Source organism: Anabaena sp. WA102 (assembly GCF_001277295.1).
Taxonomy (GTDB): Bacteria; Cyanobacteriota; Cyanobacteriia; order Cyanobacteriales; family Nostocaceae; genus Dolichospermum; species Dolichospermum heterosporum.
Genome location: NZ_CP011456.1, coordinates 5017808 through 5032983, shown reverse-complemented (window position 1 = coordinate 5032983; position 15176 = coordinate 5017808). Strand labels below are relative to the sequence as shown.

General features: G+C 39.9%; 18 protein-coding genes. 10 read left to right on the top strand and 8 right to left on the bottom strand.

All coding sequences use genetic code 11. The features are described from left to right. Positions 1-85: 85 nt before the first annotated feature. From AA650_RS22095 to cofG, 3 genes are all read right to left on the bottom strand, one after another. Positions 86-589 (bottom strand): hypothetical protein, encoded by a 504-nt coding sequence (locus AA650_RS22095; RefSeq protein ID WP_053540673.1) that lies wholly within the window; start codon positions 587-589, stop codon positions 86-88. 407 nt (positions 590-996) lie between these two features. Continuing rightward, a complete protein-coding gene (gene hpsJ-B, locus AA650_RS22085) occupies positions 997-1848 on the bottom strand; it encodes a hormogonium polysaccharide biosynthesis protein HpsJ (RefSeq protein ID WP_053540671.1) in 852 nt (283 codons plus the stop codon). Positions 1849-1936: 88 nt separating this feature from the next. Beyond that, positions 1937-2905, bottom strand: coding sequence for a 7,8-didemethyl-8-hydroxy-5-deazariboflavin synthase subunit CofG (gene cofG / locus AA650_RS22080; RefSeq protein ID WP_053540670.1), 969 nt, complete (start codon positions 2903-2905; stop codon positions 1937-1939). A gap of 388 nt (positions 2906-3293) precedes the next feature. Between cofG and psbA the strand changes: the two genes are divergently transcribed. The 7 genes from psbA (at position 3294) to AA650_RS22045 (ending at position 8436) form a co-directional block, all read left to right on the top strand. Further along, the gene (gene psbA / locus AA650_RS22075) at positions 3294-4376 is read left to right on the top strand and encodes a photosystem II q(b) protein (protein WP_053540669.1); all 1083 of its coding nucleotides are present in this window, start codon (positions 3294-3296) and stop codon (positions 4374-4376) included. Between the two features lie 124 nt (positions 4377-4500). Further along, positions 4501-5025 carry a Ycf51 family protein gene (locus AA650_RS22070; protein WP_053540668.1) on the top strand — a complete coding sequence of 175 codons (525 nt, stop codon included), beginning with the start codon at positions 4501-4503 and terminating at the stop codon, positions 5023-5025. Positions 5026-5196: 171 nt separating this feature from the next. Then, positions 5197-6375, top strand: a complete 1179-nt coding sequence (locus AA650_RS22065) for an iron-containing alcohol dehydrogenase family protein (RefSeq protein ID WP_053540667.1) — start codon at positions 5197-5199, stop codon at positions 6373-6375. After that, positions 6372-7577, top strand: a complete 1206-nt coding sequence (locus tag AA650_RS22060; RefSeq protein ID WP_053540666.1) for an aspartate aminotransferase — start codon at positions 6372-6374, stop codon at positions 7575-7577. The genes AA650_RS22065 and AA650_RS22060 overlap by 4 nt, the downstream gene beginning before the upstream one ends. A 39-nt stretch (positions 7578-7616) precedes the next feature. Beyond that, a complete protein-coding gene (locus AA650_RS22055) occupies positions 7617-7874 on the top strand; it encodes a hypothetical protein (protein WP_053540665.1) in 258 nt (85 codons plus the stop codon). Positions 7875-7967: 93 nt separating this feature from the next. Continuing rightward, positions 7968-8183: a hypothetical protein gene (locus AA650_RS22050; RefSeq protein WP_053540664.1), complete on the top strand. Its 216-nt coding sequence runs from the start codon at positions 7968-7970 to the stop codon at positions 8181-8183. Next, positions 8176-8436, top strand: coding sequence for a UPF0175 family protein (locus tag AA650_RS22045; protein ID WP_039202188.1), 261 nt, complete (start codon positions 8176-8178; stop codon positions 8434-8436). The genes AA650_RS22050 and AA650_RS22045 overlap by 8 nt, the downstream gene beginning before the upstream one ends. A gap of 64 nt (positions 8437-8500) precedes the next feature. On the opposite strand, the gene AA650_RS28350 is transcribed toward AA650_RS22045, so the two are convergent. From AA650_RS28350 to AA650_RS22020, 5 genes are all read right to left on the bottom strand, one after another. Further along, positions 8501-8788 carry a helix-turn-helix domain-containing protein gene (locus AA650_RS28350; protein ID WP_233455500.1) on the bottom strand — a complete coding sequence of 96 codons (288 nt, stop codon included), beginning with the start codon at positions 8786-8788 and terminating at the stop codon, positions 8501-8503. Positions 8789-9032: 244 nt separating this feature from the next. Next, positions 9033-9902, bottom strand: a complete 870-nt coding sequence (locus AA650_RS22035; RefSeq protein ID WP_081424308.1) for an AlbA family DNA-binding domain-containing protein — start codon at positions 9900-9902, stop codon at positions 9033-9035. Between the two features lie 163 nt (positions 9903-10065). Next, positions 10066-10515, bottom strand: a complete 450-nt coding sequence (locus tag AA650_RS22030) for a DUF29 domain-containing protein (RefSeq protein ID WP_028088741.1) — start codon at positions 10513-10515, stop codon at positions 10066-10068. Positions 10516-10982: 467 nt separating this feature from the next. Further along, a complete protein-coding gene (gene dcd / locus AA650_RS22025) occupies positions 10983-11552 on the bottom strand; it encodes a dCTP deaminase (protein WP_035083368.1) in 570 nt (189 codons plus the stop codon). A gap of 74 nt (positions 11553-11626) precedes the next feature. Beyond that, positions 11627-12163 (bottom strand): P-loop NTPase family protein, encoded by a 537-nt coding sequence (locus AA650_RS22020; protein WP_053540663.1) that lies wholly within the window; start codon positions 12161-12163, stop codon positions 11627-11629. Between the two features lie 305 nt (positions 12164-12468). Between AA650_RS22020 and rph the strand changes: the two genes are divergently transcribed. From rph to AA650_RS22005, 3 genes are all read left to right on the top strand, one after another. After that, complete coding sequence (gene rph / locus AA650_RS22015; RefSeq protein WP_053540662.1) at positions 12469-13212, top strand: ribonuclease PH; 744 nt, start codon at positions 12469-12471, stop codon at positions 13210-13212. Positions 13213-13246: 34 nt separating this feature from the next. Then, on the top strand, positions 13247-14032 hold the full coding sequence (locus tag AA650_RS22010) for an MlaE family lipid ABC transporter permease subunit (protein ID WP_234413243.1): 786 nt from the start codon (positions 13247-13249) through the stop codon (positions 14030-14032). A 116-nt stretch (positions 14033-14148) separates the two neighbouring features. Beyond that, positions 14149-15000, top strand: coding sequence for an alpha/beta fold hydrolase (locus tag AA650_RS22005; RefSeq protein ID WP_053540661.1), 852 nt, complete (start codon positions 14149-14151; stop codon positions 14998-15000). Positions 15001-15176: the final 176 nt, after the last annotated feature.

Sequence of the window (15176 nt, the reverse complement as noted above, 5' to 3'; positions counted from 1 at the left end):
ATAAGGGGTAATTTAGTTAACTCATTACCCTTTAACCAGTAATTTCCCATCTCTACCATTGGCTTTGCAAAAACAGCAGTTCACTCTAGTCAAAGTAGAAGAGTGTTACCACTTTTCGCTGGTCTTCTGCATCACTACAGGTTTGTAGCAGAGTGCGACTATCATGAAATGCAAAGCAGATTAGTTGTTGACAACGAGAAATGATTTCTTTGTTACATAAGTAACTCGCTTCAGCTAGAGACAAGTTATCATTACTGGGGTTTTCCACCAGGTGCATCACCTGTTCTAATTGCTGGCGCGATTCCTGGGGTTGACGTTCCAAGCTCTGGGGTAAAATTACCGTGAGTAAGTTGGGATCAGCCTTAGTTGCGCCCCGGATGGCCGCAGAGTTTGTGCCTGTAGCACCAGAAGTAATGATCCGGTTGCCTGATAAAATCAGAGCATAAGTCATCATTTCAATCAAATTCTGGTGGGTAATTGGCACATGACGAGAACCTAGCAAGGCAATCCGCTTGGAACCTGTTTGCTGGATAGTTGCTAGTTCTTGGGCTAATGTATCGAGGTTGATAGTATCTATTGACTGGCTCAAGGATGAAGATCATGAGATTAAACAACCTAGACATTCTACCAAACAGTGTGTAGATGGCAAACTAACTAGAGTTACATATTGCTACAGTTGACAGTTGACAGTTGACAGTTGACAGTTGACAGGCTCACGAGAAGAAAATAGACTCATTTGCCCCCTCTAGTAGTTCGTCCAATTTATTTTGACGGGTAATGATCGGAAAAAACTTCTGTTCTTCCTTCCCCTACCTCCCCTACCTCCCCTACCTCCCCTACCTCCCCTACCTCCCCTACCTCCCCTACCTCCCCTACCTCCCCTACCTCCCCTACCTCCCCTACCTCCCCTACCTCCCCTACCTCCCCTACCCCCCTACCTCCCCTACCTCCCCTACCTCCCCTACCTCCCCTACCCCCCCTACTTGCCTTCACCCGTCATTTTCTGGTTGACAGACTACTAGAACCACTTTTGGAAACACCCATACCTCTTAATCCTCTCCACCCGATGACGATGTAACCAATTGACAACAATAAAGTATTAATACCAGTTCGCAATTCCTTCCAGGCATCTTCCTGGGTTTTTTGCAACTGTTGTTGTGCTTGAGTCTGAATTTGGCTAATTCTCTGCTTTGCTAGTTGTTCAGGGTCTGTTTGCTGGGCGATGAAATCATCAAGAGAGTTAAGATTTGTTTTATACTGCTTCAGTAAATCCTTCTGTGCCTCTGGTAATTGGTTATTATTAAGTGCCTGATTATACTTCTGTTCATCCTTAACCAGTTCATTTAGCTGGGTTCTGAGTTGCTCTTTTAATGCAGCCCGTTGTTTCTCTACAGATGCTTTTACCTGATCATTACCAAGTTGATTTTGGAGTTGTGCTAATTGACTTTTAACTTGGTTTTCTGACTGTTCCGCTTCTTTCTCAATCCGTGCTAACCCCTCTTCCTTTACTTGATTGACGTTACTGAGATGTAGGGGAAAAATCAGCAAAAATATTAGTCCTAACAAACTAGATAGGATAAAAATTGGCAATTTTAGTCCAGAGGACGAGGAACGACTACTTTCACTAGATCTATCAACCCAGTATGCAGTTAGAATCGCTCCTAGACCAAGCAATGGTACAATACCCTGATCTACAAGACTTCTGCACAGGTTTATCTGCCAGAGTTTATCTGTAAGTTGTAAAGGGAATAATAAAAATAGAAAGTCTAGAGAAAAAAACAATATGCAGATGATACCTATTAACTGGAGCAAGAAGGATGTCGTCCTAGAGGGTATACTAGTAGTCATGTTTGTTTACAGTGTAAATACATTAGATTAATTAGCATATTTAATGTTACTTTTATCGTACTGTGTCGCTATTTTTTCACGAACAGGGCTAGAGCTTAAATCTTTCTCGCCATTCTTGTACCTGCTGTTGTAACCCTGCACTCAACCAGTCGTCAAACTGGGGATACAGTGGTAAACGTGGTACTAACTCCCAGCCTCTAGACTCTAAAATATTTCTGAGTTCCTGTTCCTGTAAATGGGGATAATCAGGATTAACTTCATCCTTGGGACTTATTCCTCCTAAATCCCTCGCTCCAGCGGCTATACAAGCAAGTAACCAATTTTCATCTTCAACTAAATTGGGGGGAATCTGAATTGTAATGTCTGCTGGTAAAATTTCCCGTGCTTTAGCGATAACTGCCGGTAATTGCTGGGGGTTAAATGGTGGTGCGTCAAAGGTTTGCACAGTTCCAGGGCTGTGGGGTTGAAGAATTACCTCTTGAATATGATAGTAATGTGCATGAGATTCGGAAATAGCTGTTAAAGTTTCCCACCAATCTGCTTCTGTTTCTCCTATTCCTAAAAGTAATCCTGTAGTGAAGGGGATTTTTAGCTCTCCTGCCCATTGTAATTGTTGCGATCGCACTTGGGGCAATTTACTCGGTGCATGACGATGGACTGTATTTAATAGTTGTGGTGTTAACTGCTCCAACATTAACCCCATTGACACATTCACAGTTTTTAGTTTTTGCATTTCTGCCCAACTTAGTGGACCAACGTTGGTATGGGGTAAAAATCCCATTTCCAATGCTAATGCACACAAATCATAAATTCGTTCAAACCAAGCTTCCCGTCTGGCTGAATGGGGATGGACCTCCCCACTCAAAATCAGGATTTCACAGACATTTTGATTTTTAAGTTGTAAAAAAATCTGTTTAGCAGCCCCAAGAGTCAACCAAGGACTTTTACCCGGTTCTGTGCGGAAATTGCAGTATGTACAGCGATTAAAGCATTCATAAGTAGGAACGATAGTATAGGCGGGACTATAGGTGACAATATTTTGACGAAATACAGGCATATACGGTAGGGGCGCAGGGTCTGCGCCCAAAAATGTAGGGGTTTATCAATCAATTAGAGACTTCCAAGAAATAAATTATCCTAAGAAACGAACCACAGAGGCACAGAGTACACAGAGAGAGAATTTCTGCATCAGTTTTGGGACATTTTTTTATTTGGAAGTCTCTTAGAAGTTAAGTTACAAGAAAATTAGAAATTTTTACGAAAATAATTAATAGCTGAAATCCTCACTCCATCTAGGATACAAGCTTATTAATGATCCAGGTTTCTAGATTTATCAAAAAATATTACGAAACCCCCTTTACAAATCGAAACATAGGGCTTAATATAGATTCATGAGGTAGAAACACCTACCAAAACATACATAACTCAAACGCAATTATAAACACATGACAACCACCTTACAACAGCGCGAAAGTGCTAACGTATGGAGCCGCTTCTGTGAGTGGATCACAAGCACCGACAACCGTTTATATATCGGCTGGTTCGGCGTAATCATGATCCCCACCCTCCTATCTGCGATCGCTTGCTTCGTAATTGCATTCATCGCCGCTCCTCCAGTTGACATTGATGGTATCCGCGAACCAGTTGCAGGTTCTTTACTCTACGGAAACAACATTATTTCCGGCGCAGTAGTTCCTTCCTCCAACGCTATCGGTTTACACTTCTACCCAATTTGGGAAGCTGCTTCCTTAGACGAGTGGTTGTATAACGGCGGTCCTTACCAGTTGGTAGTATTCCACTTCCTGATCGGCGTATTCTGCTACCTCGGTCGTGAATGGGAACTTTCTTACCGCTTAGGTATGCGTCCTTGGATTTGCCTAGCCTTCTCTGCTCCTGTAGCAGCAGCAACCGCAGTATTCTTGATCTACCCAATTGGTCAAGGTTCATTCTCTGACGGTATGCCTTTAGGTATCTCTGGAACATTCAACTTCATGATCGTGTTCCAAGCTGAACACAACATCTTGATGCACCCCTTCCATATGTTAGGTGTAGCTGGTGTCTTCGGTGGTTCCTTGTTCTCCGCAATGCACGGTTCTTTGGTTACTTCTTCCTTGGTTAAAGAAACAACCGAAAACGAATCACAAAACTACGGTTACAAATTCGGTCAAGAAGAAGAAACCTATAACATCGTAGCTGCTCACGGTTACTTTGGTCGCCTGATTTTCCAATACGCTTCCTTCAACAACAGCCGTCAACTACACTTCTTACTCGCTGCATGGCCTGTAATTGGTATCTGGTTCACAGCATTGGGTATCAGCACCATGGCGTTCAACTTGAACGGTTTCAACTTCAACCAATCCATCATGGATTCTCAAGGTCGTGTTATCGCTACCTGGGCTGACGTAATCAACCGCGCTAACTTAGGTATGGAAGTAATGCACGAGCGCAACGCTCACAACTTCCCCCTAGACTTGGCTGCTGCTGATGTTGCTCCTGTTGCTTTGAGCTCTCCTGCAATCAACGGTTAATAATTAAAGCTTTGTTAATAGCTTAATTAAACAATCGCCCTCCAGAAATGGGGGGCGTTTTGCTTTGCATAAAAATCTGGTGTTGCTCATAGGTAAGATGGTAATTGTCCGTAATTAAAACCTTATGCCTAATACCGCTAATTTTCTCCAATATACCCAATGGTCAGGTATTGCGACAATAGTATTTGCAGTTCTGACAATCTTGGCTTTCATACTCAAATGGGGCTTTCGCTTTCGATTGGTGGGTGCAACTGGCTTTATGCTGGTACTGACAGGGGGGTTATTTTCACTTTCCCTTGTTCCCCTGAGTCGTACAATTATTCCTGGTGCTGTCAAGTACACCCTAGTTTATGACAACGGTTCTAACCAAACAGTAATTGCGATCACCCCAGAAATTACTCCCACAGAATTAGAAGCCACTTTACGTCAAGCAGCTAGTAACCTTTATTCCTATGGTCGCTTAGGTACTGGTGGTAGCAAGGAAATGATAGTCCGCGCTCGCACCATTATCCACCCAGAAATAGGGTTATCTGTACCGCTGTACTTGGGTCAAATAAATCGCACTTTGGTCAGTCGTGAAGACCCAGAAATGGTGGTAGAAGTTTATTTAGACAAGTTTGCTTCCTTACCAAAACCTACAGCTTCATAGGTGACAGGTGACATGATAGTTAAGAGGGAATAGGAAAATCTGACAGGGCGCAGGCCCTGCGCCCCTACATCCTGATTTTCTATTTGCACATTTTTTGGTCATCTATCATACAATAAAGATTATTTTAAAATTTGATTAAGAAATATCAATAGTTTTGGCAAAATAACGATCATGCCTAATCAACATTCTACTGAAACTTTGTCCACTCAAACGACTAGTTCATTTTTCAGCCTTTCTGTTTCCCCTGGGAAAGTAATTCGCGGTGCGGGAGTTTTGTCAACCGTTGCGGCTGAAGTCGCTAATTTCGGGAGTCGTCCGTTAATTATTGCCGGCAACCAAACTCTTAATCTGAGTCAAGAGAGTTTACAACCTCTTTTCCAATCTCCAGAATTACATCCTTTGTCAGTTTCCTATGGTGCTGATTGTTGTGAAGCTAGTTTGAAGGCTTTACGCAAAGCCGCCAAGGAACATAAGGCTGATATGATTATCGGGATTGGTGGTGGTAAAGCCCTAGATACGGCTAAATTAGTCGCCCACCAATTGACATTACCAATTGTCACAATTCCCACTTCTGGGTCTACCTGTGCGGCTTGGACTGCCCTTTCTAATGTCTATTCAGAAACGGGAGCGTTTTTGTATGATGTGGCTTTATCTCGCTGTCCTGATTTGCTGATTTTGGATTATAATTTAGTTCAGACTGCACCTCCAAGCACATTAATAGCAGGAATTGGGGATGCGATCGCTAAATGGTATGAAGCCTCAGTGAGTAGTGGACATTTACAACAAACTTTAATTATTGCCGCAGTCCAACAAGCGCGAGTTTTACGAGATATTTTATTACAAAAGTCCGCCGCAGCCCTACAGTCCCCCGGTAGCAAAATTTGGCAAGAAGTTGTAGACGCAACTGTACTCCTAGCTGGAGTAATTGGGGGACTCGGTGGGGCGCAATGTCGCACGGTTGCCGCCCATGCAGTCCATAATGGCTTAACCCATATTTCTGGACATGGGAGCATTCATGGGGAAAAGGTCGCTTATGGTATCCTGGTACAACTGCGGTTAGAAGAAATGATCCAAGGAAATCAATTAGCAGCGTCAGCAAGACAACAATTGTTGAAGTTCTATGCAGAGATTGGACTACCCCAAAAATTAGCAGATTTGGGACTAGGTAATATCACTTTGGGTGAGTTACAAACAGCAGCGGAAATTAGTTTAGAACCTAATTCGGATATCCACCGTCTACCGTTTAATGTAGCGTTGGAACAATTGATGGCCGCAATGGTTTCTACCACTGCACCAATAGATATTAATCGTGTTTCCACCAGGGGAATAAGTGACGAGGTGAAGGAATGAGTTTGAGTTGGATGTCTCCCGCAGAACGGATACAAAAATTGCCGCCTTATGTATTTGCTCGTTTGGATGAATTAAAGGCTAAGGCTAGAGAACAAGGGTTGGATTTAATTGATTTGGGTATGGGTAATCCTGATGGACCTACTCCCCAACCTGTGATAGAAGCGGCTATGGCAGCTTTGCAAAATCCCGCTAATCACGGTTATCCTCCATTTGAAGGAACGGCTAGTTTCCGTAAGGCGATTACTCAATGGTATAATCGCCGTTATGGTGTTACCCTTGATCCTGATAGTGAGGCTTTACCCTTACTCGGTTCTAAGGAAGGTTTGGGACATTTAGCGATCGCCTACATTAATCCTGGTGATACTGTATTAGTACCTTCACCATCTTACCCTGTGCATTTTCGTGGACCGATTATTGCTGGGGGAGTTATCCACAATTTAATTCTCAAGGAAGAAAATAATTGGTTAATTGATTTAGCGGCTATTCCTGAGGAAGTGGCTAGAAAAGCGAAAATTCTCTATTTCAATTATCCTAGTAATCCTACCGCAGCCACAGCCCCCCGCGAATTTTTTGAGGAAATTGTCGCTTTTGCACGGAAGTATGAAATCCTTTTAGTCCATGATTTATGTTATGCAGAATTAGCTTTTGATGGTTATCAACCCACAAGCTTATTAGAAATTCCTGGTGCTAAGGAGATTGGTGTCGAGTTTCACACACTATCTAAAACCTATAATATGGCAGGTTGGCGCGTTGGTTTTGTGGTGGGAAATCGTCACGTTATCCAAGGTTTACGGACTCTGAAAACCAATTTAGATTATGGCATTTTTTCGGCTTTACAAACAGCAGCAGAAACAGCTTTGCAACTTCCTGATTCTTATTTACATGAAGTGCAACAACGTTACCGCACTCGTCGAGATTTTTTAATTGATGGTTTGGGTAAGTTAGGGTGGAATATTCCCAAAACGGAAGCAACTATGTATTTGTGGATAAAATGTCCGGTGGGAATGAATTCTACAGATTTTGCTTTGAATGTTTTACAGCAAACTGGGGTGGTTTTGACTCCTGGAAATGCCTTTGGTGTGGGTGGTGAAGGCTATGTGAGAATTAGTTTAATTGCAGATTGCGATCGCTTGGGGGAAGCTTTACAAAGATTCAAGGAAGCGGGGATTTGCTATCAGTCGGAAGTTTCTGTTTCTGCGTGATAATTAAGGTGAATACACAATCTCAAAAGAATTAAGATCATGACGATTCTGGAAAAGGTAGTAACTACCATGCAGCAGTTACCTATAGATCAACAGCAGCAAGTTCTCCGTTTTGTTGAGTTTCTGGCATTTGAATTGGGTAATCACCAAGTTAATCAAGATTCGGAAAAAGCAACTGTAGAAAAGCCTGAAGCTTCTCCTCATGATCTATTGAGAAAATGGGAAGGAGTTATTGAAGGTGGGGTAGACGATCTTTCTTTTAATAAGAAATACATGGAAGAATATGGGCAGAAATGAATCAGCGGATAATTCTTGATACTGGTGTTTTGGTTGCTTATTTCAGGAAATCTGATCGCTTTCATCAATGGGCTGTAACTCAATGGAGATATTATGAACGAGAAAAGACAATATGAAATAGAAGATGACTTAAAAGAAGAATATGATTTAAGTCAACTAAAAAATCATATTCGGGGTAAATATTCTCAACGATATCAAGAAGGATATAGTGTTACTATTCATCATGAAGATGGGACAACGACAGTAGAACATTTCCCTAAACAAAATGATATAATTATTCTTGATCCTGATGTGAAACAATATGAGTAAACTAATCTTAGAAATTCCTGATCAAGTAACTGAGGGATTACGTCTACCTCCTGATGAACGTCTGCATCGCATCCGCACTGAATTAGCAATTAGACTTTATCAAAAAGGGATTCTTTCTTTTGGGAAAGCCCGTGAATTGTCGCAATTAAGCAAATGGGAATTTCATGAGTTATTGGGACAAGAAAATATTGATCGTAGTTATGATTTAGAAGAGTTAGAAACAGATTTAGAGACATTAGAAATATTATCATGAAAGCAGTTAGTAATTCATCGGTTTTAATTGCTTTAAGTAGTATTGGACAATTAGAGTTAATTAATCAACGGTTTCCCGATTCGGATGAACCAATTTCAGGTAAATCTGATAAAGTCAGTTTGTGTTCTTCCATTAAATAAGCTAATACATCATTTCCGTGACAATTAGCAATGGGATAATGTTCTATTTCATAAGCCTCAATTATTGTTCCTAATGTATCTAATAAATGATAAAGAGGATGTTGTTCATTAGTACCAATTTCATCAAGTAAATCATTTAATCTTGAAATTGCTTGTTCATATTCTTCTTCATGCAGAATATCTTTAACAACTATTTGCGTTTTGTTATCCATATAACCAACCAAACCAAAAGAGTCCATCCCAAGGTAGCAATTATGCTTAAAATTAATGAAGCTGAAAAGTAATTTTTTGGTAATAAAGGTGAGTTGATCTTATCTATGTGCGTAGTGATAATACCGGAAAATATAGCACCACCACCAAAACCTATACCTAATACTTGTACTGTTGTTTCTAAAGAGCGATCGCTCTCAGTTTGTTCTATTTCTACTCTACCACGAATCGAGTTTATAGCCTGGTCTAATAACTTTCTCCTGACGGTTTACTCCGTTTTAAACAAAACTCTACTATTTCTGGAGTATCAATAAGAGGCTTAGAAGTGTTACCAGCGCGAATGTAGAGTTCTAGTTCTAATTTTTTATCTTTACCTTTCATTAACACGATTTCATCTGACTTTCTGACATCAACTGCACAAACTATTTTACTATCTATTGTCTCAAATCGAATTGTAACTAATGACATAAAATTAGCACTAATGTACGTACAAATCAGGTGTACAATTGTCTGCTCAAATTGATCTAAAGAACGTTTAGAAAGAATAGCTAAATCTTGCTCTAATCCAAAAATATTACCATCATCTTCAACTCCAATAATTAAAGTTCCTCCTTCAGAATTGAGAAAAGCAGCAATAGTTTTAAGGACACTAAATTTTAAATCCTCATTTTTACGATTTTGTCTAACATCCCATTGCAAAGTGCTTTTGTATTCTAGTTTCGGACTTTCCGGTAATTTTATAAGTTCAGCAATTGGTTGTAAATTACCTATTTTTCTAATAGTAGTTAAAAACCGTCTTAATTTTCGTTCCTCAAGTAATTTGTCGAGGGTATCTTCATTATCTGCTGTTTCAATTACAGTTTTATTAATGACTGCAATATATTTACCCCAATAGTCTTTTTCTAAAATTTCCAGATTTTCAATTATCCACTGTTCATTGTGGACATTACCCCAGCGATTAAAATAAGTAATAGCTTCTTGGATAGAATCGTGGAGAGCATCAAAAACATTACCCCGCATGGTTTTAGAAATATAGTCCCATGCTTGCAATTTAAAAGCATTCCGACAATCTATCACATTATCATTAGCAGTGAGGATATCATCACTATTTATCATGGCATGGTTTATTTTTTAAATTTAAAATAATCCAGGGAATTTATTCCCTGTCTCAAAGCCAAAGTCGGTTAAAACCGACTAGAATATAGTCTAATTTACTGAAGGAACATTTGACAATCACATCCTGTAAATCCTGAAATCCTGGACATCCTGATTCTGACAATTATTCCCAAAAGTCCACATTTAACATTGCTTCAATATCACAACTAAACGGCCACGTATCAGGAAACTCACACTGTGGATAACCATTGCGGACAATTTTCAGAGCATCTGCATAAGCTTCATCAAATACTTGGCTAAAATAAGGTTTGAGACTAGGTGAATTTTTGAGTAACTTTCTGATTCCAATCCTTTGTTTAATGATTGATTCTACCCACCCACGATAACAATCAGGGATATGCACATAATTCCGCTTGAGAATATGTTCTAAAAGTTCTGCTAACCGATTTTCAAGTTCACGTTTATCTGAGCGACCCAAGTCCTCTATCTCCTCTATCAAATTATCAATATCTAGTCCTTCTATATCTCTATTCCGTAATTTGTGGACAATATCTTCAATCCAGAGTAAATAGTCTTGCTCATATAAAGATACTGCAATCGGTGTCCGTGTCATTGCTGTAAATCCTCTAAATGACCTAATTCCATTTTAAGTGAAATCATTTGTAAAGTTAGACAATCAACCTGTAAACTAGCAAAATCGACACAATTTAAATTCTTTTAACATTTTGCTTATTCAATACCTTGTCCATTTTCTGTAGCATTTTTTGGTTTCATGCTTCAACCCCCTCCCCACAAGCGATGAGGGGGCTAAGATGTACCTTATATGATTGGAAATTGCTGTAAATTACCCCCCTTAATCTCCCCGATGCTTTGGGGGGAAACCGAAAAAATTAGTTCCCTCCCCAAAGCATCGCGGAGGGTTAGGGTAGGGTAAAATATTTGATACAGCAATCATGACTTTTCAAACACCATCTTAATATTATTAGGCGATCGCTTACCTATAAAATCAAATATAGATACTCAAAATTACCAATATATCTATTTTGGACTGGGAACAGGAAAATGATTTGTGTTTCAAATTTAAACTCTAGCTATTGTAACAATCTCTAACTGATCTTGATATTTACCTCTGCGAGTTTCATAACTAACAGCACAGGGTTCACCCTCTAAAAATAGCAATTGCACCACACCTTCATTAGCATAAATACGACAGTCAGCGCTGGAAGAATTAGAAAATTCTAAAGTAAGATGTCCTCTCCATGCCGCTTCAGCAGGTGTTAAATTAGCTATTATACCACATCTTGCATAAGTAGATTTACCAATGCAAATTACTGTAATATTGGCTGGAACTTCAAGCTTTTCCAGAGCCACACCTAAACCATAAGAATGAGCAGGTAAGATAAAATAGCTACCACTTTCATCTGTATGTAACTGGGTAGACTCTAGATTTTGGGGATTAAAGTTTTTAGGATCAATAACAGTACCGGGAATGTGACGAAAAATGCGAAATTCAGAGCCAGAAAGCCGGATATCATAGCCGTAAGAAGAAAGTCCGTAACTAATTACAGGTTGCGGAAGCTGAGATGAATCAGGTTGCAATTTACGAATTAAACTCGATTCAAAAGGCGAAATCATGCCTTTTTGAGCCATTTCGGTAATCCAGATGTCGTTTTTAATCACAGGTTCTCAGATAATTCAACCAAGTTACTAGGATATCTTAATACTTAAGGTTGATGACTGCGACGAATTTCTGTAATTTGGTCTGCTACATCTAAAAGAGACTTTGGCATTTGAGAACCTGTGAGGATAATATCAACATGAGGAGGACGGTGAGAAAGAAACTCTAAAACCTCAGTTTCTGGAATTAAACCGAAATTAATCGCTAAACTCAACTCATCTAATACCAGTAAAGAATACTTACCTTCATTAACTACCTTTTGGGTATGTTGCCAAAGTTGTTGCAAAGCTTGAATTTCCGCTGCGTCCAAATCTGAAGTATTAATATAACGGGGCAAATCACAGCGAATCCAATCTAAATGTTGTCCCATTTGGGTGGGTCGTTCATGTCCTTGGCGAATCCCACCTTTGAGGAATTGGACTATTAATACTGGTGTACCTTGTCCAGCAATTCTCAGTGCTTGTGCCATCACGCTGGTAAAAAAGCTACGCTGGGAATTAGTAAAAACTTGTATCAGTCCTTCTACGGAATATGGTACGCTGAGGGTTGAATTTAGACCTGGGGTTTCTAGTTGGGCAACCATAAGGCAAAGTTTAAAAACTCACTATAAATTTAATGACTTACATAGGACTTACGCAAGTTTCACACTAAAAATCTGTTGTAGGGTGCGTCAGATATCAACAATCTGTTTATTTGCAGAATTTATGCAGTCTGACCCACCCTACCAATGTGCCAGTTGGGTAAGTCCCGTTACATTTAAAGGCAAATTTTTGCTAACAGCAGAACATATAGTTATCATACAGCAGTATTTATCAGTAAAGCAGCCTTATTCCTTTGTCATCCTGGGGTAATCTAAAGGCTGTAGGCAAAAATTTTGAGGCAATTTCAATGACTTGGCAACGTCCTGACGGCAGAACCCCTGGTGAACTCCGTCCCCATAGTTTTTATCCTAATTTCACTCGGTTTGCACCTGGTTCTGTTTTAGCGAAATCTGGTGATACTCAGGTTCTGTGTACGGTTAGTGTGACTGAAGGAGTGCCTAAATTTTTGACTGGTAGTGGGAAGGGTTGGTTAACTGCTGAATATAGAATGTTGCCTTCTGCTACCCAGAAACGCCAGGAACGGGAATTGATGAAACTGTCGGGCAGAACCCAGGAAATTCAACGTTTAATTGGGCGGAGTTTAAGGGCTGCGCTGGATTTTGAGGTGTTGGGAGAACGAACGCTGACTGTGGATACAGATGTGCTGCAAGCTGACGCAGGAACGAGGACAATGGCAATTACTGGGGGTTTTGTGGCTTTGGCTCATGCTATTTCTCAATTATTGCAGCAGGGGGTTTTAGCGCGATCGCCTTTATGTGGACAAATAGCAGCAGTTTCTGTAGGCTTGTTACAGGGTGAACCATTTTTGGATCTTAACTATGTTGAAGATGTAGCCGCAGATGTGGATTTTAACGTAGTCATGAATCATCAAATGAACATTATTGAAGTTCAGGGAACAGCAGAATCGGGAAGTTTTAGTCGTCAGCAGTTGAGTCAAATGCTAGATTTTTCGGAACAAGGTATACAGGAATTATTAACTGCTCAAAGAAATGCTATTAGTGATTGGAATACTCTATTTGTAGAAAATTAAATTGTCATAATTCCCTAGTAAAAAAATTTAATTAGTGGCCGTAAACTTGCAACCCAAAAGAAATTTAGAACAATCTTGGATAATTCGCTATTTGTCAGTATTCCTGTTGTTCGGTCAAATTTTACTGCATTTCCTGCGCGGAAAAACCTACTATCGCAAGATATTAGAACATACAGTGACAACAGGACCAGCTTCCCTCCCTCCAGTATTATTAGTCAACGGTTTTGCGGGGATGATTTTCACGATTCAAACCGCTAGAGAATTGGTCAGATTCGGGGCTGTAGATACCGTTGGCGGTGCATTTGCTTTAGCATTTTGTCGAGAACTAGCACCAATTTTAACTGCTAGTATTATCGCCGGACAAGTTGGTTCAGCTTTTGCAGCGGAATTAGGAGCAATGCGGGTAACAGAGCAAATTGACGCTTTATATATGCTCAGAACAGACCCTGTTGATTATCTTGTCTTACCCAGAGTCATTGCTTGCTGTTTAATGATGCCTGTAATGATGATTTTTGCTGTAGTTACAGGTGTTATGGGTGGTGCTTTTGCGGCTATGCAGTTTTATCAGGTTAGTCCTGAAACATTTTTAGAATCAGTGAGAAATTTTTTATTACCATCAGATATTTTAATTATTTTACTGAAGGGGTGGATTTTTGGGGCTATAGTATCGGTTAATGGTTGTAGTTGGGGACTGACAACTCAAGGAGGCGCAAAGGAAGTGGGAGAATCAGCTACAACTGCTGTGGTAACTACTTGGGTGGCGATTTTCATTATGGATTTTGTGTTGGCGTTGCTACTGTTTGAGAAACCCTTGCTTTGACACTCCCCGGTCTAAAGACATAAGTAGTTGTGGGATTTGTTCACCTATCACCTATTTGTAGGATGATGATATTAGCATTTGTATGGTGTTGTTGCCGTCGTCAATAGGAAAATAGCGTGTCAATTCAAGAACATAAAATTACGGTAGATTCTCTAGAATGGTTTTATCGAGAAGCTGAACCGATTGGGAGAACTGATTTAATCCCTGTGTTATTTTTACATGGGATAGTTGCTCAAAGTTATAGTTGGAGAAATATTATACCTAGTTTAGCAGCACAGGGAAATAGAGCGATCGCACCTGACTGGATTGGTTGTGGATTTTCCGGTACACCAGAAAAACAGGATTTTGCTTATACTCCCGACGCATTTATCACAGCTTTGGAAGGATTTGTTCAAGCTTTAGAATTAGAAAAGTTTTCCCTAGTTGTCCAAGGTTTTTTAGGTTCAGTTGGCTTACAATACGCCCTCCGTCATCCTGAAAAAGTTGCTAATATTGCTATTTTAAATACCCCCATTTCTACAGCAGCAAAATTACCTTGGAAAATCAAACAAATGGGTTTACCCTTTGCGGGAGATATGATTACCCAAGATCCTTTATTAGTTGATAGAACCCTAGAAGGTGGAAGTCGTTACCGCATTGAAGATGAAGATTTAGATGTTTATAGAAAACCCTTTTTGAAAAGTTCTGCTCCTGGAAGAAGTCTCTTAGCAACAATTCGCAATTTCCAACTAGAAAAAGCCATGCTAGAAATAGAAAATGGGTTTAAAGAATGGCAACAACCTATTTTAGTCCAATGGGGAATGATTGATCCTTGGTTATCTGTAGATATGGCGGAAACTTTTGTAAAATCTGTACCCAATGGGGAAATAATCAAACTTAATAATGTGGGACATTATGCCCAAGAACATTATCATGAAGTGATTTTACAAGATTTGCTCCCATTTTTCCGTCGTTCCCAATCGAATTAAATATCAACCCGTATTTCTTGTTCTCTGCTATCCTTCTTTTTTTAAGTATTTTTAAGAAGAAGGATAGTAAAGTCAATACATTAGAGGATGTTTTAAAAGTGGTATCCCGTAATTTTCATCACATTTTACCCCCCTTAATCCCCCCAATGCTTTGGGGGGAAACAAGAAAATCCAGT